We start from the raw sequence: 20,628 nt of genomic DNA on the forward strand, positions 1-20,628 counted from the left end.
GGGCTGGAGGGGCGCCGGTGGATCCGAGCATGGGTTTTCAGCTGTTGCTGCTCGCCGGGGGCGCGGTCGGCGTGGCGGCGATCGCGCGGCGCAGGGGCTGGCCTGCCCCGCTGCTGCTGGTGGCGGCCGGGCTGCTGGTCTCGCCGCTGGTGCCGGCGGTGCCGTTGCAGCCGCAGCTGGTGCTGTACGTGTTCCTGCCGCCGCTGCTCTACTCGGCCGCGCTCGACAGCTCCTACCTGCGCCTGCGTGACGCCAAGCGGGCCGTGGGGCTGCTGTCGGTCGGGCTGGTGCTGTTCACCACGGCCGTCGTGGGGCTGGTCGTGCACCTCATGCTGCCCGACCTGCCGCTGGCGCTGGCGTTCGCGCTGGGCGCCATCATCGCCCCGCCCGACGCGGTGGCGGCCGTCGCGGTCGGCCGCCGGCTGGGGCTGCCGCGCCGGTCGCTGACCATCCTCATCGGCGAGAGCCTGTTCAACGACGCCACCGCGCTCACCCTCTACCGCGTGGCCATCGGGGCGGCCGTGGGCGGGGCCGTCAGCCTGTGGGAGGGGCTGGGCGAGTTCCTGTTCGCCGCCGCGGGCGGGGTGGCGATCGGGCTGGCGCTGGCGTTCGTCTTCGCCTGGATCTTCCGGCACACCCGTGACTCGCTGGTCGAGAACACGCTGATGCTGCTGATCCCGTTCGGCGCCTACCTGGCGGCGGAGAGCGTGCACGCCTCGGGCGTGATCGCGGTCGTGATCGTCGGCCTCTACCTGGGCCACCGCATGCATCTGCAGGGGTTCGGCACCCGGCTGGTGTCCGACTCGGTGTGGAAGGTCACCGACTTCTTCCTCGAGGCGATCGTGTTCGCGCTCATCGGGCTGCAGCTCGTGACCGTGATCGAGGGCATCACCGGCTACAGCCCCTGGGCGGTCGCGGGGTACGCGGCGGCGGTGCTGGTGGTGACGATCGTCAGCAGGTTCGTGTGGGTGTTCGCGGTGACGACCGTGGTCAAGGTGTGGCGCAAGGGTGCCGGGCCCTCGGCCGCGGAGTCGGTGATCCTCGGCTGGGCGGGCATGCGGGGCGTGGTGTCGCTGGCGGCGGCGTTCTCGATCTCGGGGGTGGCCGAGCGGGACCGGGCGCTGCTGCTGTTCCTGACGTTCACGACCGTGATCGGCACCCTGCTCATCCAGGGCACCACGTTCCCCGCGCTGATCAGGCGGCTGGGCGTGTCGAGCGAGCAGGAGCAGTACGAGGACCGCCTGGCGGAGGCGGCGGCGCAGCAGGCCGCGCTGGAGTCGGGCCTGGCGGAGCTGGAGCGGCTGGTCGGGGAGCTGGACGGCGAGCCCGACGAGATCCAGCGCCAGGTCATCGAGCAGCTCAGGGAGAAGTCGTGGCGCCGCTCGCTGTCGGCGTGGGAGCGCCTGGGCGGCGGCACCGGCGCGGGCGGCGCGGAGACGCCGAGCGCTCTCTACCGCCGCCTGCGCCGTGACATGCTGCAGGCCGAGCGGCAGGTGTTCGTCCGGCTGCGTGACGAGCGCCGCCTCGACGACGAGGTGCTGCGCGAGGTGATGGCGCAGCTCGACTTCGAGGAGGCGATCCTGGAACGGTGATCCTCACCCCATCTGGCTGTCCTCGAAGCACCACCGCCAGTTCTCGCCCCGCTCGAACGACTGCATGACCGGGTGACCCGTCTCGTGGAAGTGCGCCGTGGCGTGCTTGGCGGGGGAGGAGTCGCAGCAGCCGATGTGGCCGCACTCCAGGCACCGCCGCAGGTGCACCCAGCGGCCCCCCACGGCCAGGCACTCCTCGCAGCCCTCCGGCGTCTTCGCGGCGGGGTCGTCGGCCTTGGAAAGATGCTCACAAATTGCCATACCAGAAATCCTAGGTGCTCCGTGCCGGTCGAATTTCGGCCGGGCCTCTTGTGGGGCGCTGAGCAAGCGTGGACATTGGCCTCAACGGGGGAGTGATGTAGGCCACACAATCCCGAGGAGCCGCGCGTGCTTGAGGTACGCAACCTCGAGGTCGTCTACGACGACGTGATGCTCGTGCTGCGCGGCGTGAGCATCCGCGTGCCGCCCGGCTCGATCGTGGCGCTGCTCGGCGCGAACGGCGCGGGCAAGACCACCCTGCTGCGGGCCCTGTCGGGGCTGCTCGACGTGCACGACGGCGAGATCACCAAGGGCGAGGTCACGCTGGAGGGCGAGCCCATCCACCACCTGCGGCCCGCCCAGATCGTCCGGCGTGGCGTCAGCCAGGTGATGGAGGGCCGGCGCATCCTGGCCGAGCTGACCGTCGAGGAGAACCTCAAGGTCGGCGGCCACACGGCCGACCGGTCCCACCTGGACCGCGTCTACGGCCTGTTCCCGGTGCTGCGGGAGCGGCGCAGGGCCGTGTCGGGTTACCTGTCGGGCGGCGAGCAGCAGATGCTGGCCGTCGGCCGCGCCCTCATGGCCGGCCCGAAGTACCTGCTGCTGGACGAGCCCAGCCTGGGCCTGGCGCCGTCGCTGGTGGGCCAGGTCCGCGACCTCATCGTGGAGATCAACCGCCAGGGCACCACGGTCCTGCTGGTCGAGCAGAACGCCACGATGGCCCTGTCCATCGCCTCGCACGGCTACGTCATGGAGACCGGGAAGATCGTGATGGACAAGCCGTCGCGCGAGCTGCTCGCCGACGAGGACATCAAGGAGTTCTACCTGGGGGCGGTCCGGTCGTTCCGCGAGGTCAAGCACTACAAGCGGAGAAAAAGATGGCTCTCCTGACGTTCGAGGACGTGCATCTGAGCTTCGCCGGGGTGAAGGCCATCGACGGCGTCTCCTTCGAGGTGCGGCAGGCGGAGCTGCTGGCCGTCATCGGCCCGAACGGCGCCGGCAAGACCTCGATCTTCAACGTGCTGTCCGGCGTCTACCGGCCGCAGCGCGGCCGGGTCACCTTCCTCGGCGAGGACCTGCTGGCCCGCCGCCCGCACGAGATCGCCGCCATGGGCCTGGCGCGGACGTTCCAGAACGTGGAGCTCTTCCACAACCTGACCGTCCTGGACAACCTCATGCTCGGCCGCCACCACCACTTCCGCTACGGCGCGCTGTCGGCGCTCGCCTGGTACGGCCGCGCCAGGCGGGCCGAGCTGGCCGCCCGCGCCAGGATCGAGGACATCATCGACTTCCTGGAGCTGGAGGCGTGGCGCCGGCACCCCGTGCGGCTGCTGCCGTACGGGATCCAGAAGCGGGTGGAGCTGGGCCGGGCGCTGGCCATGGAGCCCCGGCTGCTCCTGCTGGACGAGCCCGTGGCCGGCATGAACCTGGAGGAGACCGAGGACATGGCCAGGTTCGTGATGGACATCCGGGACGAGCTGGGCATTCCCGTCGTGCTCGTGGACCACGACATGGCCCTGGTCATGGACCTGGCCGACCGGGTGCTCGTGCTCGACTTCGGCCGCCCCGTCGCGCTCGGCGTCCCGGCCGAGGTGCAGCAGGACCCCGCGGTCATCGAGGCGTACCTGGGAGGAACGGCATGACTACCGGCACCGCCGTGGGGACCGCCACCATCGTCACGAGGGTGCGCGAGCGAGCCAGGAGGACGCCCGAGGCCGTCGCCATGCGGCACAAGGACTTCGGCATCTGGCAGGAGGTCACCTGGGCCGCGTACTGGACGCAGGTCGAGCTGGTCGCCCACGCCCTGCTCGCGCTCGGCGTCGAGCCGGGCGACCGGGTGGCCGTGCACGCGGAGAACAGGCCGGAGTGGCTCTACACCGACCTCGGCACGGTCGCCGCCCGCGGCATCACGGTCGGTCTCTACCCGACGAACCCGCCCGCCGAGGTCGCCTACCTGCTGGCCGACTCCGGCGCGAAGATCCTCGTCGCGGAGGACCAGGAGCAGGTGGACAAGGCGCTGGCCGTCCTCGGCGAGTGCCCCGAGCTGCGGCGCATCATCTACCTGGAGCCGCGCGGCATCCGCGGCCGCTATGACGACGACGTGCTCATGTCCTGGCCCGAACTGCTCGCGCTCGGGGCCGAGCACGGCGCCGCGCACCCCGGCGCCGTGGAGCGCAGCATGGCCGAGGCGGAGCCCGGCGACGTGATCACGCTCATCTACACCTCCGGCACCACCGGGCCGCCCAAGGGCGTGATGCTCACCGTCGCGAACGTCGAGTTCGCCGTGCGCACGCTGGTCGAGGGCGGCGGCTTCACCTCCCCGCCGCCGTCGGAACACGATCTCGCGCTGTCGTACCTGCCGCTGTGCCACGTCGCCGAGCGGGCGTTCACCGTGTGGTTCAACTCGGCGGCCGGGGTGCAGGTGAACTTCGCCGAGTCCATCGACACCGTCCAGGCGAACCTGCGGGAGGTGCAGCCGACGATCCTGTTCGGGGTGCCGCGCATCTGGGAGAAGGTGCTGGCGCAGGTCAACATCAGGCTGGAGTCGGCCTCGCCGGTCAAGCGGGCGCTCACCAGGCTCTGGCTGCGGGTGGCCGACCGGGTCGGCGACACGCTGGTGCGCACCGGCGGCCGGCACACCGCCTGGACGCGGGCGGCGTACGCGGCGGGCTGGGTGTTCTGCTACCGCTCGCTGCGCGAGCGGCTCGGCATGCGCCGGGTCCGCTACGCCGCCTCCGGCGCCGCGCCGATCGCGCCGGACGTGCTCAAGTTCTACATGGGGATCGGCGTGCCCATGCACGAGGTGTACGGCATGAGCGAGAACACCGCCATCGCCACCGCCAACCGCCCCGGACGGGTGCGCCTGGGCACGGTCGGCGAGCCGCACCCCGCCGTCGAGCTGAAGATCGACGAGGCCACCGGCGAGATCATGACCAGGCACCCGGGGAACTTCGCCGGCTACTGGCGCAACCCGCGCGCCACGGCCGACGTCCTGGACGGCGACGGCTGGCTGCACACCGGCGACGTGGGCGAATGGGTGGACGGCACGCACGTGCGGATCACCGACCGCATGAAGGACATCATCATCACGGCCGGTGGCAAGAACATCGCGCCCAGCGAGATCGAGAACGCGCTGAAGGCGTCGCCGTACGTGAAGGAGGCCGTGGTGGTCGGGGACCAGCGGCCGTACCTGGTGGCGCTGATCGGGATCGAGCCGGACACGGTGGGGGAGTGGGCGCGGCGGCGCGGCCTGCCGTACACCACCTATCGGGATCTGTCGGACAAGCCGCAGGTGCGCGAGCTCGTCCAGGAGATCGTGAACGGGGTGAACGAGCGGTTCGCGTACGTGGAGCAGATCAAGCGGTTCGCGTTCCTGCCCAAGGAGCTCGACCACGAGGACGGCGAGCTGACCGCCACCCAGAAGGTCAAGCGCTCGGCCATCGCCAAGCTCTTCGAGGACCTGGTCGAAGGGATGTACGCCCGGTGAAGGGGCTGCTGGAGTCGGTGATCAGGGGCCTGGGGAACGGGTCGGTGTACGCGCTGCTCGCGCTCGGCTTCGTGATCATCTACAAGGCCACGCGGGTGATCAGCTTCGCCCAGCCCGCCCTCATGCTGGCCGGGGCCGTCGCGGTCAGCTACCTGGCCGGGGTGACCGGGTTCTACCCGGCCGTGCTGCTGGCGGCGCTGCTCATCGCGGGCGTGGCGCTGGCGATCGAGCGGGTGGCGATCAGGCCGATGGTGGGCCGGCCGGTGTTCGTGGTGGCGATCATCACGCTCGGCATCGACGTGGTGCTGCGGGTGGTGGTGAACGCCTTCATCGGCCGGGACGTGCGGCAGGTCGGGGACCCGTGGGGGTTCACGCAGGTCACGCTCGGGCCGCTGGTCGTGCAGTCGCGCTGGCTGGCCATGATGCTGGTCACCGCCGTGCTGGTGGCGCTGCTGTTCGCCTTCTTCCGCTACACGCGCTACGGGCTGGCGATGCGGGCGGCGGCCTTCGACCAGGAGATCGCGCTGGCCCAGGGGGTCTCCGTGGGTGCGGTGTTCGCGCTGTCGTGGGGGCTGGCCGGGTTCCTGGCGGCGATCGCCGGGATGTTCGTCGGCACCGGGCAGGGGATCGAGCAGATGACCTGGGTGATCGCGCTGAAGGCGCTGCCGGCGATCATCGTGGGCGGGCTCGACTCGCTGGGCGGGGCCGTGGCGGGCGGGCTGGTCGTGGGGGTGGTGGAGTCGCTGTTCCAGTCGTACCAGGGGGAGTTCGCGCCGTGGCTGGGGCAGAACTTCGCGGTCGTGTCGCCGTACGTGGTGATGCTGATCGTGCTGCTGGTGCGGCCGTACGGGCTGTTCGGGACGCGGGAGGTCGAGCGGGTATGACCGAGACGCGAACCTCGGCCGGGGCTCCTCCCGACATACCGACCGGCCGGTCCCGGCGGGTGCGCGGCCGGCCGCTGCTCTACACCTCCTACGCCCAGGACATGGCGCTGCTCGACACGCCCGCCAAGAAGGTCTCGACGGGGCTGCTGGTGCTGGTCGCGTTCGCGCTGGCGGTGCTGCTGCAGGACCGGTCGCTGGAGGTGCTGGCGGGGGCGTACGTGCTGGCCATCGGGGCGATCGGGCTCAACATCGTCACCGGGTACGCCGGGCAGGTGTCGCTCGGGCACGCGTTCTTCGTCGCGATCGGCGCGTACACGGCCGCGGCGCTCTCCGGCCCTGTGGACGGTGAAAACCTCGGCTACGGCGTCGCCGAGCTGTGGATCTGGCTGCCCGCCGCCGGCCTGGTCGCCGCCGCGGCCGGGGTGCTGGTCGCGCCGCTGGCCACCCGGCTGCGCGGCCTCTACCTGGCCGTCGTCACGCTCGGGCTGGTCTTCCTGGGCGAGCACGTCTTCAAGGAGTGGCAGGAGCTGACCGGCGGGCCGGGAGTCGGCAGGGAAGCGGCGATCCCGCAGCTCTTCGGCGTACGGCTGGACCAGGACGGGCCGCTCGGCACCAAGGAGCAGCTCCTCTACACGCTCATGCTGGCGCTGCTCATCGGCTTCGCCGTGGCCGCCCGCAACCTGGCGCGCTCCCGCATCGGCCGCGCCTTCGCCGCCATCCGCGACCGCGACATCGCCGCCGCCGTCATCGGGGTGCCGCTCACCCGCTACAAGGTGCTCGCGTTCGGCATCTCCTCGTTCTACGCCGGATGCGCGGGCGGGCTGCTCTACACCATCTCCGGGTACGTCGAGCCGGGGTCGTTCAACCTGCTGCTGTCGGTGCAGTTCATCGCGATGGTGCTGATCGGCGGGGTGGCGACGGTGTCGGGGGCCATCGCGGGGGCGCTGTTCATCTCGCTGCTGCAGCCCGTGACCAGGTCGCTGCCGGCGCTCGTGCCGTTCATCAGCGGGGACACCACGCAGACGCCGAACGTGTTCCAGGTCGAGACCGTCCTGTACGGGCTGCTGATCGTGCTGTTCCTCATCTTCGAGCCACGGGGCCTGTTCGGCCTGTGGATCAGGGTCCGCAACTACTGGAAGTCGTGGCCTTTCTCGTACTAGCTCGTTCTAGGAGGGGTTCTCCATGAAGAGTCGCTATGCCGTAACCGTTGTCGCCATAGCGGCCCTTCTGTCCGCATGCGGCGTCTTCCGGGGGGACGACCAAGGCAGTGGAGGCGGCGCCGCCGCCCAGGCTCCAGGTGTCACCACCGAGCCCTGCCCGTCCGCCGTGGACAGCAACAAGGGCTGCATCTACCTCGGCACCATCTCCGACCTCACCGCCGGCCCCTTCGCCGCGCTCGCCGTCCCCATCACCGACGCCCAGAAGGCCTTCTGGGCCCGCGTCAACAAGGCGGGCGGCATCGGCGGCAAGTACGAGGTGGACGTCACCCGGTACGTCAAGGACAACAAGTACAACCCGGAGGTGCACCGGCAGGTCTACAACGAGATCAAGGACCAGGTGCTCGGACTCGCCCAGACCCTCGGCTCGCCCACGACCGCCGCCATCATCGGCGACCTCAAGGCCAACAACATCGTCGCCGCCCCGGCGTCGTGGACCTCGGCCTGGGAGTTCGAGGACGTCATCATCGAGACCGGGTCGAACTACTGCGTGGAGGCGATGAACTCGGTCGACTACGCGGTGGACACGTACCAGGTGAAATCCGTCATGGCCGTCCACCTGGCAGGCGACTACGGCGCGGACGCCGCGGCCGGCGCCAAGGCGGCCGCGGAGCGCAGCGGCCTGACCTTCACCAACGTCGAAACCCCGACAGGCGCCACCGAGCAGGGCCGCGCCATCACCGAGATCACCAAGAACAAGCCCGACCTCGTCATCCTGACCACCGGCCCCGCGGACGCCGCCACGATCGTCGGCCAGTCGGCCGCGGCCGGGTACAAGGGCCGCTTCATCGGTACCGGCCCGACCTGGAACCCCGCCCTGCTGCAGTCGCCCGCCGCCCCCGCCCTGAAGGCGCTGTACGAGCAGTCGGCCCCCGGCAAGCCCTGGGACGCCGACACCCCCGGCCACAAGGCCATGCGGGACGCGCTGCCCGGCGTCACCCCGAACGACGGCTACACGTCGGGGTGGGCGTGGGCGTACCCCATGAAGGCGGCCCTGGACGCGATGGTGGCCGGCGGGAACGTGAGCAGGAGCGGCCTGCTGGCGGCGGTGAAGACACTGAGGACGGTGGACTACGAGGGCATGCTGCCGGCGGAGGCGGGCAACTTCGCTGACCCGTCGGCGGTCTTCCGGCAGACCTTGATCAACAAGGTGGATGAGAAGGCGACGACGGGTGTCACCATGGTCAAGGACTTCTTCACGGGACCGACGGCCCAGGCCTACACCTTCGACGGCCCCTGCTTCTCCAAGCTCTAGCCACCCACCCGTTGCCCGTTCGCGGGGTGGGCCGTTGGAGCCCGCCCCGGAAGGGCTTCGCATGAGGGCGCTTCGTGCCGTGGGGCTCAGGCGCTTTGATCGGGCGCCTGCGGCGCACCTCGGCGCCTGCGCCGCGACTCGACGCTCGCGCCCGTGTGGCTGCGCTGATCCCTTCCAACGTCAGTTCGGCAGGCAGCTGTCGCATGCCGCAACACCCCGCCTCGAGGGGCCCGTGCCGCCTGGTTCCGACCAGCACGGCATGTCCTCACCGGCCACGCCCGTGTTCCAGGTGTCGGCCGGGCCCTTCATGGCACCGCGTGAACCGGGCTCAGAAGGTGGCGATCGGGTTGACCGGGCTGCCGGACGTGCCGGCGAAGCGGACCGGTGCGACCGCGAGGTGGAAGTCCCACTGGCCGAGCTCGGCGGCCGTCGCCGCGCACGCCTCCAGGTCGCAGTTGTCCAGCATCCACAGACCCATCGCGACGAGGCTCACGGCGTGGACCGGCATCAACACGTCCTCGTACCCCGACGGCTGAACGTCCTGCGGGGTGTCGGCGCCGATCAGCGCGACCCCCCGTTCGTGCAGCCACGGCAGGCAGGACGCGTGCCAGCCGGCCTGCGTGAAACCGCCGGCCGCGCCGGCCTCGTGCCGGACGCGGCCGTAGCCGGTCCGCAGGAGTACCGCATCGCCGCGGCGCACCCGCACACCCTGGCGACGCTCGGCCTCCTCAAGGTCGTCGGGGAACACGCCCTGCCCCGGCTCCAGCCACGGCACGTCGCGGACGCTCGCGATGTCCAGCAGGACACCGCGCGTGACGATCCCGTTCGCCGCCGCCGTGACGGCACCCCACGCCGATCCCGTCGCCGGGTCGACCAGCGAGTGCGACCGCCCGTTGTACATCGTGCCGTCCCAGAAGATGTGGCAGGGCGAGTCGAGGTGGGTGAGGGTGTTGCCGTGGAAGGTGAGGCCGAGCCGTTCGGACGAGAATCCCCAGCGCCGGTCGTTGTGGAACGTGGCCACCGGCATGTTCTCGGCACCCGGCATGTCGGCGGCGCACGGGCAGGACGTCGTCGACCGTTCCATGTCCTCCGGTACGGCGACCTCCCACGCGCACGACACGCTCCTGCCGTGGCGCACGGCGCGCGCCGCCGCCAGGCGGACGTCGTCGGTGATGTGGTTCAGAGTGCCGAGCTCGTCGTCGTCGCCCCACCGTCCCCAGTTCGACAGCGTGTCGAAGTACGCGAGCACGTCGTCCTGTGTGGGCATCGGTCGCCTTGCCGTCATCCCAGCATCGACTCCTCCGGTCAGGTGGTTCGAGGCACCGCAGGCAGGGTATCCCGCCTTCTCTCCTTTGACATGATCTCGCCGGGCCGGAGCGACGGTGTGAGCAACCTCGATCCAACCCCCCGGCCAATCCCCTGAAGTGGCAATTGGCGTGATCTTGATGTGGCGCACTGCCAGAATCAGATCATGTCCCACGGCCTTCCTTTGCGAGCCACCTTCAACCGCGCGGCCGACACCTACCAGGACGCCCGCCCCGACTACCCGCCCGGCCTGTACGCCGACCTCCTCGCGACGACCGCGCTCGAGCCCCCCGCGCGCCTGCTCGAAGTCGGCTGCGGCCCGGGCAAGGCCACGCTCCCCAGCGAGATCCGCCGCCGCCTTGCCGCACGCCCGGACGGGCGGCTCACGCGCCACTGGTCGGCCGTGCTCACCGTCGCGCGTTGTACCGGCTGACGTGCCTCCCGAGGGGGCGGGCACGGGGCGTCCTGCCGGGGACTAGAGTGCCTCAGCGTGCCGGATTCGGGAGGAGGCGACGTCCGCATGGGCGGTGAGACGGTGAGGCGGGATGGAGACCCTGCGGAACGACCGATCGAGGGGCTTGCACCGGGCGGGCCGCGCGTGCTCGTGCGGCGGATGTTGCCGACGGAGCCCGCCGTCCGGGGGTCGGCGTCGTTGTTCCTGTCGGAGGCGCAGCGTCAGGGGCTCAAGGCCGGACGCCGGATGTTGTACGTGGGGCTGGAGGCGGCCAGTGAGCAGGTCGCGGCCTGCCTGCGGGTCGAGGTGGGGGCGGACGTCGTGGCGCGGCGCAAGATGATGACCGCGAACGACGTTCCCGTGCGCATCGCGACGAGTTACTTCCGCGCCGACCTGTTCGGCGGGACGCGGCTCGGCGAGCCCGGGTTCGTGCGGCCGTCGCTCCAGGCCGCGATCGTCGACCTCGGGCACGCGTTCGGGCGTGCGGAGGAGAGCCTGATCGCCCGGCCGCCGACGGGGTTCGAGCGGGAGACGCTGGAGCTCGATCCGGGGGAGTGGGTCGTTCAGGTGCTGCGGGCGAGCTATTCCACTACGGACACCCCTGTTCACGTCCTCGAGACGATCTGCGCCGCGAGCCGGCACGTCTTCTCCATCGCACAGGTCCCGGGTCACGACGAGTTCTGAGGTACGGCCGTAAACGGTTTTACGGGCGGGGCTCAGGCGTGCGAGCATCGGCCGATGTCCGGATCGCGATGTGAGTTGCTGCGCTGGCAGTTCGAGTTCACCTGGTCACTGTTCGAGTACCACCTGGAGCGGCTGGAGCCGGAGGATTTCCTGTGGGAACCCTCCGCGAACTGCTGGACCGTGCGCCGTGACGCCGAGGGGGTGTGGGAGCCGGACTGGGCGGAGAGCGAGCCCGATCCCGTTCCCGTGCCGACGATCGCCTGGGTGAGCTGGCACATCGGGTGGTGGTGGAGCGTGACCATCGATCATGCGCGGGGGCGGGTTCCGCGGGAGAGGTCCGAGGTCAGGTGGCCGGGTGACGGGGAGAGTGCCGTCGCGTGGTTGCGCGGTCTGCGTGAGGAGTGGCTGGCGGTGCTGGGGCGGCTCGGCGACGCGGATCTGGATGCCGCGGCCGCGTTCCCGTGGCCGGAGGAGTCGGGGCACACCGCGGCGCAGATGGTCGCCTGGGTGAATGCCGAGCTGATGAAGAACGTCACGGAGATCGGTCAGCTGCGGCTGCTACGCGCCGCCGGACCTCGCTGAGCGGGCGCTTCGCCGGGTCAGGGCAGCGCCTCCAGGTCGGCCATGAGGCCGAAGTGGTCGCTGGCCCAGACGCCGTCCACCGGACGGTCGAAGATCTGGCGGCAGTTCACCAGCCGCAGCGTCGGGCCGTTGCCGTGGCACCGTACGAAGAGGTAGTCGATGCGGCGGCCCGTCTCCAGGGGCCAGTTCCCGCTCCGCACCAGCGGGTTGACCGGCGTGAACGTGTGCCCGGGCGCGTTCGGGTGCGCCCATCGCCACACGTCGCGGTAGGCCACGCTCATCCCCTCCAGGGACTGCAGCCCCGCCCAGAACCGCACGCCGGCGGACTCGGGCGGCGCGTCGAAGTCCCCCGCCACCACCACGTGCACGGCGTTCCGGTCTCCGATGGCTTCTTCGATCAGCCTGGCCGCCCGGACGGCCTGCAGTTCGCGCTCGTGCTCGTGACCGAGCCGGAAGGAGGGCTTGTGGTTGACGAACAGCAGCGGAACTCCGCCCGACCCGGGAACCGGTACCTCGGCGAGCCCGACCCATCCCGCGAACTCCGACGGGTCCACCCGGGCGGTGACGTCCAGCCTCGTCTGCCAGGTCCGGTGCGGGGGCCAGCGGCTGGCGATCGAGGCCCGGGTGCCGTCGGCCTCGCCGCCTTCCTGATGGAGTACGTGGTAGCCGGGGCCCAGCAGGTCGATGACCTGGTCGTAGTCGTCCGTGACGACGGATTCCTGCAGGGCGACGAGGTCGGGGTCCAGGTCGCGCAACCCGTCGATCAGCAGTTGCCTGCGCCTGCTCCAGGAGCCGTGGCGGGCCCAGAGGTTGAGTGTGGCGACGCGCATGTGCGAGCGCTACCCGGACGGCGGGATCGGGAACGGGAGGTCAGCGGTCGAACCAGCGGCCCGTGGAGGGGACGGCGAGCAGGATGATCGTCGCGACCGGGACGACGCTCCCGATGAGCCTGCTGTACGAGTCGATGCCGCCGTCGAGCGGGGGCAGCGCGAGGAGCAGGGCGAATGAGGCCGCCTGGATGGCGATGGCTCCCCATCGCACCGACTTCTTGCGGGACGGCCAGTGGGCCAGCAGCAGCCACAGGAGCGCCGTGCCGGCGGCGGAAGCGAGCAGGAGCAGCAGGTAGGGGCCGGTGAAGCCGGATCCGATGGAGGCGAAGATCCCGAGGGCGATCACCCCGAAGCCGACGCCCAGTTGGAGGGTCAGGATGAACCTGGCGATGTGCGCGGTGACCGGCATGGGGTGGACATTGACGCCCTGTGTTGTCACACGATCATTCTGTACGGTGGCGGATGATCAAGAAAGGGATGGGTGTCCGGAGATGAGCGATGTCGAGACGTTACGGCTCGCCGCCAGTGCGCTGATCACGGCCGTAGAAGAGCATCTCGCCGCGGTGACGGAGGGCGCGGACCCTTCCACCGAGCAGGAGACCTTGCTGCGCGCTCTGGAGTCGTACCAGGACGCCGTCACGGGCGAGACCCAGACGACCCCGGAACCCCCGGAGGAGAGCGACGGCGGCGTGCTCTCCATCCTGACCCGCACCGACCATCACGTCGAGGACTTCGGGCAGCTCGTCGAGGCGGGCCGGGCGGCGTACCGCATGATCCACCCTGACGCCGGGGAGGACGAGGTGCGTGCGGAGGTGCCGGACGTGAGCAGGGCCCTGTACGAGATCCTGCACGCCAACGACGATCAGCCGCCCCTTCCCTTCCCCGCCGCCAAGCCGATCGCCGGGCTGATCTGGTTCCTGAGTACGCGCGAGGCGATGCCCACCGGCCTGCATGACAGCCCGGAGGACCCCTTCGGGGTGGCCGGGGAAGCGGACGAGAGCCTGCTCTACGCGCATCGCCACCTCTACGTCACGGCATGGCGAAACGGCCCGCCGCCTATGAGAGAGGGCGGGCCGTGATCCGCCTACTCCAGGACGTCCTCGGGCGGCAGGGTCACCTCCGGGGTGGCCTCGCCTTCCTCCGGCTTCTCGTCGGGGCGGCAGTTCTCCGAGCAGCCCCCGAAGCGGGCCTCGTCGACGGCCGTGAACGGCGTGGCGGGCACGCCGCGCAGGGCTGACATCATCGTGTCGCGCCAGATGGGGCCGGGGATGCTGGCCCCCTGGACCGACCCGTAGTAGCGCCCGCCGATCGTGACCCCCGTCAGCTTGTGCCGCTGGGAGCCGCGCGGGTCGCCCAGGCTCACCGCGCCGGCCAGGTCGGGGGTGAAGCCGGCGAACCAGGCCGAGGCGTAGTCGTCCGTGGTGCCCGTCTTGCCGGCCGCGTCGCGGTCGAGGCCGCCGACGCCGCTCATCGTGCCCTCGGTGAAGACGCCCGACAGGACCTCGGCGGTCGCGTCCGCGATGCCCGGGTCCAGGGCCTGACGGCATTTCGGGCGGTAGCGGGTGGTCCTGCCGTCGCGGTCGGTGATCCGGCTGATCGCCAGCGGGGCGCAGTACGTGCCGCGGGCCGCGATCGCCGCGTACGCGGTGGCGACCGTGACGGGGTCGGCCTCGTTGATGCCGAGCGTGAACGTCTCGTACTCCTGCAGCTTCTTGCCGTCCGCGCGCCGGATGCCGAGCGACTTGGCCGTCTTGACCGTCTCGCAGAGGCCGACCCGCTCCTCCAGCTCCATGAAGAACGTGTTCACCGAGTCCCACGTGCCGGTCCTGAGGGTCTTCCAGCCGGGGGAGCCCTCGTCGTTGGTGACGGTGTGGGTCGGGTCGCCGATGTTCTGGCCCTTGCAGGTCTTGAACGTCGAGTACGCGGGCGCCCGGTAGCCGGCGCCCGCCGCGAGGCCGTCGTCCAGCTTCATGCCCTGCTGCAGGGCCGTGATCAGGGTGAACGTCTTGAACGTGGAGCCGGGCTGGAAGCCGATGCCGCCGCCGTGGGCGGTGTTCGCCACGACGTTGTAGGAGATCTCGTTCTTCGCCGCGTTCGTGCCGTAGCGCCTGCTGGCCGCCATCGCCTTGATCGCGCCGGTGCCGGGTTGGACCAGGGCCTGGGAGGCGACGGGGGCGTCCGACGGGTGCACGTACCGCTTGAGCGCCCGGTCGGCCGCCGCCTGCATGGCCGGGTCGAGCGTGGTCGTGATCGTCAGGCCGCCGCGGTTGAGCATCGCGAGCCTGGCCTTGGCGGTGCGGCCGAAGTCCGGGTTGCCGAGGATCTCGTGGCGGACGTAGAGGCAGAAGTACGGGTGCTCGTTGCTCTCGCAGCCGCCCGGGATGCGGGTGCCCTTGTAGCCGAGCTTGGTGGCCTTCGCCTTGGCCGCCTCGGCCTCGGTGATCCTGCCCAGCTCGGCCATCCGGTCCAGGACGACGTTGCGGCGTTGGAGCAGGCGTTCGCGCTGCTGCCTGCCCAGGTTCGGGTCCGTGGCGTTCGGGTCCTGGACGGCGCCGGCCAGGGTGGCGGCCTGGGGGAGGGTGAGGTCGGCCGCGGAGACGCCGAAGAAGCGCCTGGCCGCCGCCTCCACGCCGTACGCGCTGGCGCCGAAGTACGCGATGTTCAGATATTTGGCGAGAATCTCGTCCTTGGTGTATTTCTCCTCGATGCCCATCGCGTACCGCAGCTCGTTGAGCTTGCGCGCGTAGCTCGCCTCGACGGCCGCGTTCCGCTCCTCCTCGGTGTCGGCCGAGTTGAGCAGCACCTGCTTGACGTACTGCTGGGTGATGCTGGACCCGCCCTGGCTCACCTTGCCCGACTGCAGGTTCGTGGCCAGCGCGCGCAGCGTGCCCTCGATGTCGATCGCCCCGTGCTCGTAGAAGCGGAAGTCCTCGATCGCGACGATCGCCGTCTTCATCGTGGCGGCGATCTCGTCGAAGCCGACGATCTCGCGGTACTCCTCGTAGAAGCGGGCGATCTCGCCGCCCTTGGCGTCCCGCACGATGGTGACCTCCGCGGGCGGCGGCTCGGTCAGGTCGAGCGGCTTGAGGTCCACCTCGCCCGCCGCCGTCACGAAGCCGAGCCCGGCGCCCCCGACCGCCGGGACCGCGATCGCGGCCACCACCAGGCCCGCCGCCGTGCCCGCGGCGGCCAGGCGCAGGATGTTCGTCCCCCGACGCGACATCAGAGCCTGCCGAGCCCGCGGGCCAGGATCGTGGCGGTCTTGGCGACGACCGCGTCGTCCGTGGCGGCGACCGTGCGGTGGGTGTAGACGGCCAGGATGATGGGGGCGCCCTTGCCGGACGGCCAGACGACGGCGATGTCGTTGGCGCCGCCGATCTCGGCGTTCGTGCCGGTCTTGTCGCCGATCTTCCAGGTCGTGGGCAGGCCCTTGCGGATGCGGGCGTCGCCGGTCTTGTTCGCGATCAGCCAGGCGTTGAGCTGCTCGCGGTCCTTGGCCTGCAGCGCGTTGCCCGCAGTGAGCAGGCGCAGGTCACGGGCGATGGCCGCGGGCGTGGTGGTGTCGCGCTTCTCCTTGGGGGTCCAGTCGTTCAGCTCGGTCTCGTAGCGGTCGAGCCGGGAGATCGGGTCCTTGAGGGAGCGGAAGTACCTCGTCAGCCCCGCGGGCCCGCCGATCTGCTTGAGGATCATGTTGGCCGCGGTGTTGTCGCTCTCGGTGATGGTCGCCTCGCACAGCTTGGCGACGCTCAGGCCGTCCTCGACGTGCTTCTCCGTGACGGGGGAGTTGGGCTTGAGGTCCGCCTCCGTCCACTTGACGACCCTCTCCATCAGGCCGGGCTCGGAGGTGCGGGCCCTGTGCAGCGCGGCCGCGCACAGCGGCGCCTTGAACGTGGACAGCAGCGGGAAACGCTCGCCCGAGCGGTATCCGACGGTCTTGCCGGTCGCGGTGTCGATGGCGTACGCGCCGATGCGGCCCTTGAAGGACGCCTCCAGCGCGCGCAGCTCCTTCTTGACCTGGGCCGCGCCCGGCAACGTCACGTGCCGGGTCACCGTGTCGGTCACTGCGGCGGAGGCGGTGCCGGTGGCGAGCGTGCCGCCCGCCACCAGGGTGAGGGTCAGCGCGGCGGCCTGGAGGGCGGCCCGGGAGCGGAGGTGTCGCATGCGTGGGTCCTCGATGTCGTGCGATGGGTCCGGAGGTGAGGAGCAAAGCAGATGCGATCACGTCATGTCTAATACCGATATCACGAAACGAGCGATATCCAGTGCCGTATGAGTGCAGGTCAGCGGCGGGTGAGCAGCAAAGCCAGGAGGCCGGCGGCGACGAGGCCCGCCGCGTGCAGGCACAGGGTCGGCACGATGCCGGCCCGGTCGCCGAGCGTACCCGCGAGCGCCATCCCGAGCAGCCCGGTGGCGGCGCGGGCGCTGACGAGCACGCCGAAGACGGCCCCCGTACGGCCGGCGGGCGCGCGCGTCTGCGCCAGCGTCATGAGGCCGGCCATCGAGGCGGCGGCGGGCACCCCGGCGACGGCGATCAGCACGAGCGCGGGCCACAGCGCCGGCGCCGCGCCCGGCGGGTACAGCAGCACCGGGTACGTGAACAGCACCGCGTCCGCCAGCCCGAACACCACCGTCCCCCAGCCCAGCAGCGCCCGCGGCGGCACGTTCCCCAGCCAGGCCGCCACGGCCAGCCCGCCGGCGATCCCGCCGACCGCCTGCACCGACAGGAACAGCCCGTACGCGTCCCCGCGCCCGCCCAGCACGTCCGCCACGAACGGCGCCGCCAGCGTCGAGAAGACGCCCTCGCCCAGCCCGGTGATCACCATGTAGACCACCAGCGGCCCGGTCCCCGGCTCCACCCGCAGGGCCCACGCCCGGGCGGCGGCGAGGGCGCGGCCGGCGGGCGGGCGCAGGCCCGACAGGAGCAGGGCCGACAGGAGGAAGCTGGCCACGTCGATCCACACGACGGCCGCCAGCCCGCCCGCCCCGACCGCGACCCCGCCGGCCATCGCCCCCACGAGCCGGGCCGCCTGGCCGCTCTGCCCGTGCAGCGCGTTGGCGCGTACGAGCTGCTCCTCGGGCACGACCTGCGGCAGCAGCGCCTTCTGGGCGGGGAACAGCACGGTGCTGAGCACCCCCGTCCACAGCGCGACCGCGTACACGATCCACACCTGGCCCGGCTCCCGCACGGCCAGCAGCGGCAGCAGGCCGGCGGCGAGCAGCAGGTCCGTGACGACCAGCAGCCTGCGGCGGTCCCAGCGGTCGGCGAGCATCCCGGCGATGGGCGCGAGCACGACGTCGGGGAGCTGCGAGACGACCAGCATGATCGCGGTGGACAGGGTCGAGCCGGTGAGCGTGTAGACGTGGTAGGCCAGGCCGGTGCTGATCGCCCAGTCGCCGGTCTGGGAGACGAGGCCCGCCGTGAGCAGCCGCCGGAAGTCGCGGTTGCCGCCGATCAGGGCCAGGATCCCGGCGGGGCGATCTTCCGAGGGCATGCCTGGAATCCTCGGTGCCGCCATGGGAGATGTCCAGATCTTTGCTGAAACGGCAACAGGATTCGCCCGTCCCGCCCATCGCGCCGGATAGTTCGAGGGAACGGAACGGAGGCACGTACATGTCGCAGACCCATCGCCTGGTCGCGGTGCCGGGAGGCCGGATCCACGTGGTCGAGCAGGGCAGCGGGCCGCTGGTCCTGCTGGTCCACGGTTTTCCCGAGTCGTGGTACTCCTGGCGCCACCAGCTGCCCGCCCTGGCCGCGGCCGGGTTCCGGGCGGCGGCCATCGACGTGCGCGGCTACGGCCGCTCCTCCGCGCCCGCCGGCGTGGCGGACTACCGGATGCTGGCCCACGTCGCCGACAACGCCGCCGTCGTCCGCGGGCTGGGCGAGAGCTCGGCCGTGATCGTCGGCCACGACTGGGGCTCCTCGATCGCCGCGAACAGCGCCCTGCTCAGGCCCGACCTGTTCCGGGCCGTCGGCCTGCTGAGCGTGCCGTACGCGCCGCGCGGCCCGCACCGCCCCACCGCCGCCTTCGCCGCGATGGGCGGCGAGGAGGAGTTCTACGTCGGCTACTTCCAGGCCGAGGGCCGCGCGGAGGCCGAGATCGAGCCCGACGTGCGCGGCTGGCTGGCCGGCTTCTACACCGCCCTGTCGGCGGAGGGGAAGGGCGCCTACTTCGTGCCGGAGGGCGGCCGGCTGCGCGACCGCTTCCCCAGGGACACCCTGCCGTCCTGGCTGACGGAGGCCGACCTGGACGTGTACGCGGGCGAGTTCGAGCGGACCGGCCTGACCGGCGCGCTGAACCGCTACCGCAACGTGGACCGGGACTGGGAGGACCTGGCGGCCTGGGACGGCGCGCCGATCACGCAGCCCGCGCTGTTCGTCGGCGGGGCGCTGGACGCCAGCACCACCTGGATGGCCGGCGCCATCGAGGCGTTCCCCGAGACCATGCCCGGCCTGGCCGGCGTGCACCTGCTGGAGGGCTGCGGCCACTGGGTGCAGCAGGAACGGCCCGGGGAGGTCAACCGATTGGTGATCGACTGGTTGCGCCGAGTGACCGCAGGCGGGTGAACCCTTGGGTAGGGTCGAGGCATGCGACATCTGAAGAGCCGGTTCCTGCCGCTGGCCCTGTTCGCCGCAGGCGTCCTGGCTGCCGGGTGCAGTGAGGTCAACAGCACCATCGACAAGGCCCAGGCGTGCCTCGAAGCACCCAAGATCATAACCGAGCTGGGCGCGGAGATCAGCAAGCTCACCAACGACCCCCAGGCCATGGACAAGGCCATCGACGACGCTGCCGGCAAGCTGAACAACGTGGCCGACCAGGCCGCCAACACCACGCTCAAGGAGGCCACCGACAGCATGGCCACCACGTTGACCGGCATCACCGTCCAGGATGCCAACGACGCCGTCGACGCGGTGCAGAAGGTCACCACGGAAGGCGCCGCCTATGTGGAGAAGGTGGCCCAGGCCTGTAGCTGAGTTGCTTGGATAATCCCGGCTTCTCTAGGGGAAATGGGTACGAATTAGCGTTTTCCCTATGGAACCCGATCCGCGTTTCACCTTGGCCAACGAACGCACCTTCCTCACCTGGCTGAGCACGGCGCTGGCGCTCAGCGCGGGTGGGGTGGCCATGGCGGCGGTGCCGTCCGACGTGTTCGTGCCGTGGATCCGTACCGGGCTGGCCATTGTGCTGGTCTCGCTATCCGCGCTGGCGGCGGGCATGGCCTACCCCCGCTGGCGCAACATCCAGCGCGCGCTGCGCCGGCAGGCGCCGCTCCCGCCGCCCGCGCTCGCGGCCGTCTTCGGGTACGGCGTCGCCGCCGTGGCCGTCGTCGCCCTCGTCCTGATCATCCTGTCCGCGTGACCGCATGACGGCCGAAGAGGAGATCTGGGACCGGGGGCTGCAGAGCGAGCGCACCCGGATGGCCTGGGTGCGCACCGCCGTGGCGCTGGCCACCGGCGGGCTCGGCGCGGCCGGGCTCGCGGCCCGTCACGGCCTGCCCGTGCTCGCCACCGCCGCCTTCGCCCTGGCCGCCCTCTGCGGCGGCGTGCTCCTTATCAGGACGGGGCTGCGTTACCGGCGGGTCCAGGCGGCCCTGCACGGAGGCAAGCCCCTGGACGCCGGGCTCGACGCGCTGTTCGCCTGGCTCGGCACGTTGGGCGTGGTCGCGGGCGCTTTCACCTTTGTCTTCACCATTCGGTGAGCCTGGTTGCGGATTTATCCGGAAGAGGCGGACACTCGAAAACAGGGGGTGACCGCAAGGTGGAAGAAGAAACGAGAAATGTGCCTTTCGAGTGCCGCGGCTGCTGGCACGTCTGGGAGGAGGACTACGTCGTCAGGCGGAGCGAGGACGATCACGGTAACGAGGGCGAGGTCTGGTTGCGTGCCGGGCTGCGCGTGCCGCCTCCGTCGTCGGGCGCGCTCTGCCCGCACTGCGGCTGCGAGCAGGCGACCACGTTCCCTGACGGGTACCTGGCCCGCCATCCGGAGCTGATCCCGCCGGCCGAGCCCGTCGTGCCCGACGCGACACCGCTGCTCAGCCCGGTGCCGAGACCGCTCTACTGACAGCACAATCTGACAGCCGG

Annotated in this window: 23 protein-coding genes; 16 read left to right on the forward strand and 7 right to left on the reverse strand. The window is 71.0% G+C overall.

Going from position 1 to position 20,628, the window contains the following annotated elements; translation table 11 throughout:
• Positions 1-29: 29 nt before the first annotated feature.
• Positions 30-1,592, forward strand: a complete 1,563-nt coding sequence (locus tag HD593_RS14840) for a Na+/H+ antiporter (RefSeq protein ID WP_185102728.1) — start codon at positions 30-32, stop codon at positions 1,590-1,592.
• Positions 1,593-1,595: 3 nt separating this feature from the next.
• Here the strand turns inward: HD593_RS14840 and HD593_RS14845 are convergent, their stop codons facing one another.
• A complete protein-coding gene (locus tag HD593_RS14845) occupies positions 1,596-1,853 on the reverse strand; it encodes a UBP-type zinc finger domain-containing protein (RefSeq protein ID WP_185102729.1) in 258 nt (85 codons plus the stop codon).
• 126 nt (positions 1,854-1,979) lie between these two features.
• On the opposite strand from HD593_RS14845, the gene HD593_RS14850 reads away from it, so the two are divergent.
• Genes HD593_RS14850 through HD593_RS14875 form a run of 6 tightly spaced genes read left to right on the forward strand, consistent with a single transcriptional unit; the run spans position 1,980 to position 8,693 of the window.
• Positions 1,980-2,741, forward strand: a complete 762-nt coding sequence (locus tag HD593_RS14850; RefSeq protein ID WP_185102730.1) for an ABC transporter ATP-binding protein — start codon at positions 1,980-1,982, stop codon at positions 2,739-2,741.
• Positions 2,729-3,493, forward strand: coding sequence for an ABC transporter ATP-binding protein (locus tag HD593_RS14855; protein WP_185102731.1), 765 nt, complete (start codon positions 2,729-2,731; stop codon positions 3,491-3,493). Before HD593_RS14850 ends, HD593_RS14855 begins: the two co-directional genes overlap by 13 nt.
• On the forward strand, positions 3,490-5,337 hold the full coding sequence (locus tag HD593_RS14860) for an AMP-dependent synthetase/ligase (RefSeq protein ID WP_185102732.1): 1,848 nt from the start codon (positions 3,490-3,492) through the stop codon (positions 5,335-5,337). Before HD593_RS14855 ends, HD593_RS14860 begins: the two co-directional genes overlap by 4 nt.
• The gene (locus HD593_RS14865) at positions 5,334-6,221 is read left to right on the forward strand and encodes a branched-chain amino acid ABC transporter permease (RefSeq protein WP_185102733.1); all 888 of its coding nucleotides are present in this window, start codon (positions 5,334-5,336) and stop codon (positions 6,219-6,221) included. Before HD593_RS14860 ends, HD593_RS14865 begins: the two co-directional genes overlap by 4 nt.
• Positions 6,218-7,381: a branched-chain amino acid ABC transporter permease gene (locus tag HD593_RS14870; RefSeq protein ID WP_221524765.1), complete on the forward strand. Its 1,164-nt coding sequence runs from the start codon at positions 6,218-6,220 to the stop codon at positions 7,379-7,381. The genes HD593_RS14865 and HD593_RS14870 overlap by 4 nt, the downstream gene beginning before the upstream one ends.
• Positions 7,382-7,403: 22 nt before the next feature.
• Positions 7,404-8,693, forward strand: a complete 1,290-nt coding sequence (locus HD593_RS14875; protein WP_185102734.1) for an ABC transporter substrate-binding protein — start codon at positions 7,404-7,406, stop codon at positions 8,691-8,693.
• 328 nt (positions 8,694-9,021) lie between these two features.
• Here HD593_RS14875 and HD593_RS14880 read toward each other — a convergent pair whose 3' ends face one another.
• Positions 9,022-9,960 (reverse strand): cyclase family protein, encoded by a 939-nt coding sequence (locus tag HD593_RS14880; RefSeq protein ID WP_185102735.1) that lies wholly within the window; start codon positions 9,958-9,960, stop codon positions 9,022-9,024.
• Between the two features lie 222 nt (positions 9,961-10,182).
• Here HD593_RS14880 and HD593_RS60295 point away from each other — a divergent pair, with 222 nt between their 5' ends.
• The 3 genes from HD593_RS60295 to HD593_RS14895 all read left to right on the forward strand — a co-directional run bounded on the left by HD593_RS60295 (position 10,183) and on the right by HD593_RS14895 (position 11,718).
• On the forward strand, positions 10,183-10,431 hold the full coding sequence (locus tag HD593_RS60295) for a class I SAM-dependent methyltransferase (RefSeq protein ID WP_221524766.1): 249 nt from the start codon (positions 10,183-10,185) through the stop codon (positions 10,429-10,431).
• A 180-nt stretch (positions 10,432-10,611) separates the two neighbouring features.
• Positions 10,612-11,136, forward strand: coding sequence for a GntR family transcriptional regulator (locus HD593_RS14890; RefSeq protein ID WP_246546523.1), 525 nt, complete (start codon positions 10,612-10,614; stop codon positions 11,134-11,136).
• Positions 11,137-11,190: 54 nt separating this feature from the next.
• On the forward strand, positions 11,191-11,718 hold the full coding sequence (locus HD593_RS14895) for a DinB family protein (RefSeq protein WP_185102737.1): 528 nt from the start codon (positions 11,191-11,193) through the stop codon (positions 11,716-11,718).
• Positions 11,719-11,735: 17 nt separating this feature from the next.
• On the opposite strand, the gene HD593_RS14900 is transcribed toward HD593_RS14895, so the two are convergent.
• Together HD593_RS14900 and HD593_RS14905 are read right to left on the reverse strand one after the other, a co-directional pair.
• Positions 11,736-12,548: an endonuclease/exonuclease/phosphatase family protein gene (locus HD593_RS14900; protein ID WP_185102738.1), complete on the reverse strand. Its 813-nt coding sequence runs from the start codon at positions 12,546-12,548 to the stop codon at positions 11,736-11,738.
• 40 nt (positions 12,549-12,588) lie between these two features.
• Positions 12,589-12,987: a hypothetical protein gene (locus HD593_RS14905; protein WP_185102739.1), complete on the reverse strand. Its 399-nt coding sequence runs from the start codon at positions 12,985-12,987 to the stop codon at positions 12,589-12,591.
• Positions 12,988-13,039: 52 nt separating this feature from the next.
• Here HD593_RS14905 and HD593_RS14910 point away from each other — a divergent pair, with 52 nt between their 5' ends.
• Positions 13,040-13,627, forward strand: coding sequence for a hypothetical protein (locus tag HD593_RS14910; protein ID WP_185102740.1), 588 nt, complete (start codon positions 13,040-13,042; stop codon positions 13,625-13,627).
• 5 nt (positions 13,628-13,632) lie between these two features.
• Here the strand turns inward: HD593_RS14910 and HD593_RS14915 are convergent, their stop codons facing one another.
• The 3 genes from HD593_RS14915 to HD593_RS14925 form a co-directional block, all read right to left on the reverse strand.
• On the reverse strand, positions 13,633-15,771 hold the full coding sequence (locus HD593_RS14915; protein ID WP_185102741.1) for a transglycosylase domain-containing protein: 2,139 nt from the start codon (positions 15,769-15,771) through the stop codon (positions 13,633-13,635).
• A complete protein-coding gene (bla, locus tag HD593_RS14920; RefSeq protein ID WP_185102742.1) occupies positions 15,771-16,709 on the reverse strand; it encodes a class A beta-lactamase in 939 nt (312 codons plus the stop codon). The genes HD593_RS14915 and bla overlap by 1 nt, the downstream gene beginning before the upstream one ends.
• A 119-nt stretch (positions 16,710-16,828) precedes the next feature.
• Positions 16,829-18,040 carry an MFS transporter gene (locus tag HD593_RS14925; RefSeq protein WP_185102743.1) on the reverse strand — a complete coding sequence of 404 codons (1,212 nt, stop codon included), beginning with the start codon at positions 18,038-18,040 and terminating at the stop codon, positions 16,829-16,831.
• A 119-nt stretch (positions 18,041-18,159) separates the two neighbouring features.
• Between HD593_RS14925 and HD593_RS14930 the strand changes: the two genes are divergently transcribed.
• The 5 genes from HD593_RS14930 (at position 18,160) to HD593_RS14950 (ending at position 20,608) form a co-directional block, all read left to right on the forward strand.
• Positions 18,160-19,113 carry an alpha/beta fold hydrolase gene (locus HD593_RS14930; RefSeq protein ID WP_185102744.1) on the forward strand — a complete coding sequence of 318 codons (954 nt, stop codon included), beginning with the start codon at positions 18,160-18,162 and terminating at the stop codon, positions 19,111-19,113.
• Between the two features lie 21 nt (positions 19,114-19,134).
• Entirely contained in the window at positions 19,135-19,521 is a 387-nt protein-coding gene (locus tag HD593_RS14935) for a hypothetical protein (protein ID WP_185102745.1), read from the forward strand.
• 58 nt (positions 19,522-19,579) lie between these two features.
• Positions 19,580-19,906 (forward strand): YidH family protein, encoded by a 327-nt coding sequence (locus tag HD593_RS14940; protein WP_185102746.1) that lies wholly within the window; start codon positions 19,580-19,582, stop codon positions 19,904-19,906.
• Between the two features lie 4 nt (positions 19,907-19,910).
• Positions 19,911-20,246 carry a DUF202 domain-containing protein gene (locus HD593_RS14945; protein ID WP_185102747.1) on the forward strand — a complete coding sequence of 112 codons (336 nt, stop codon included), beginning with the start codon at positions 19,911-19,913 and terminating at the stop codon, positions 20,244-20,246.
• An 80-nt stretch (positions 20,247-20,326) separates the two neighbouring features.
• Positions 20,327-20,608, forward strand: coding sequence for a hypothetical protein (locus tag HD593_RS14950; RefSeq protein ID WP_185102748.1), 282 nt, complete (start codon positions 20,327-20,329; stop codon positions 20,606-20,608).
• Positions 20,609-20,628 lie beyond the last annotated feature (20 nt).

This window comes from Nonomuraea rubra, from assembly GCF_014207985.1.
GTDB classification, from domain to species: domain Bacteria; phylum Actinomycetota; class Actinomycetes; order Streptosporangiales; family Streptosporangiaceae; genus Nonomuraea; species Nonomuraea rubra.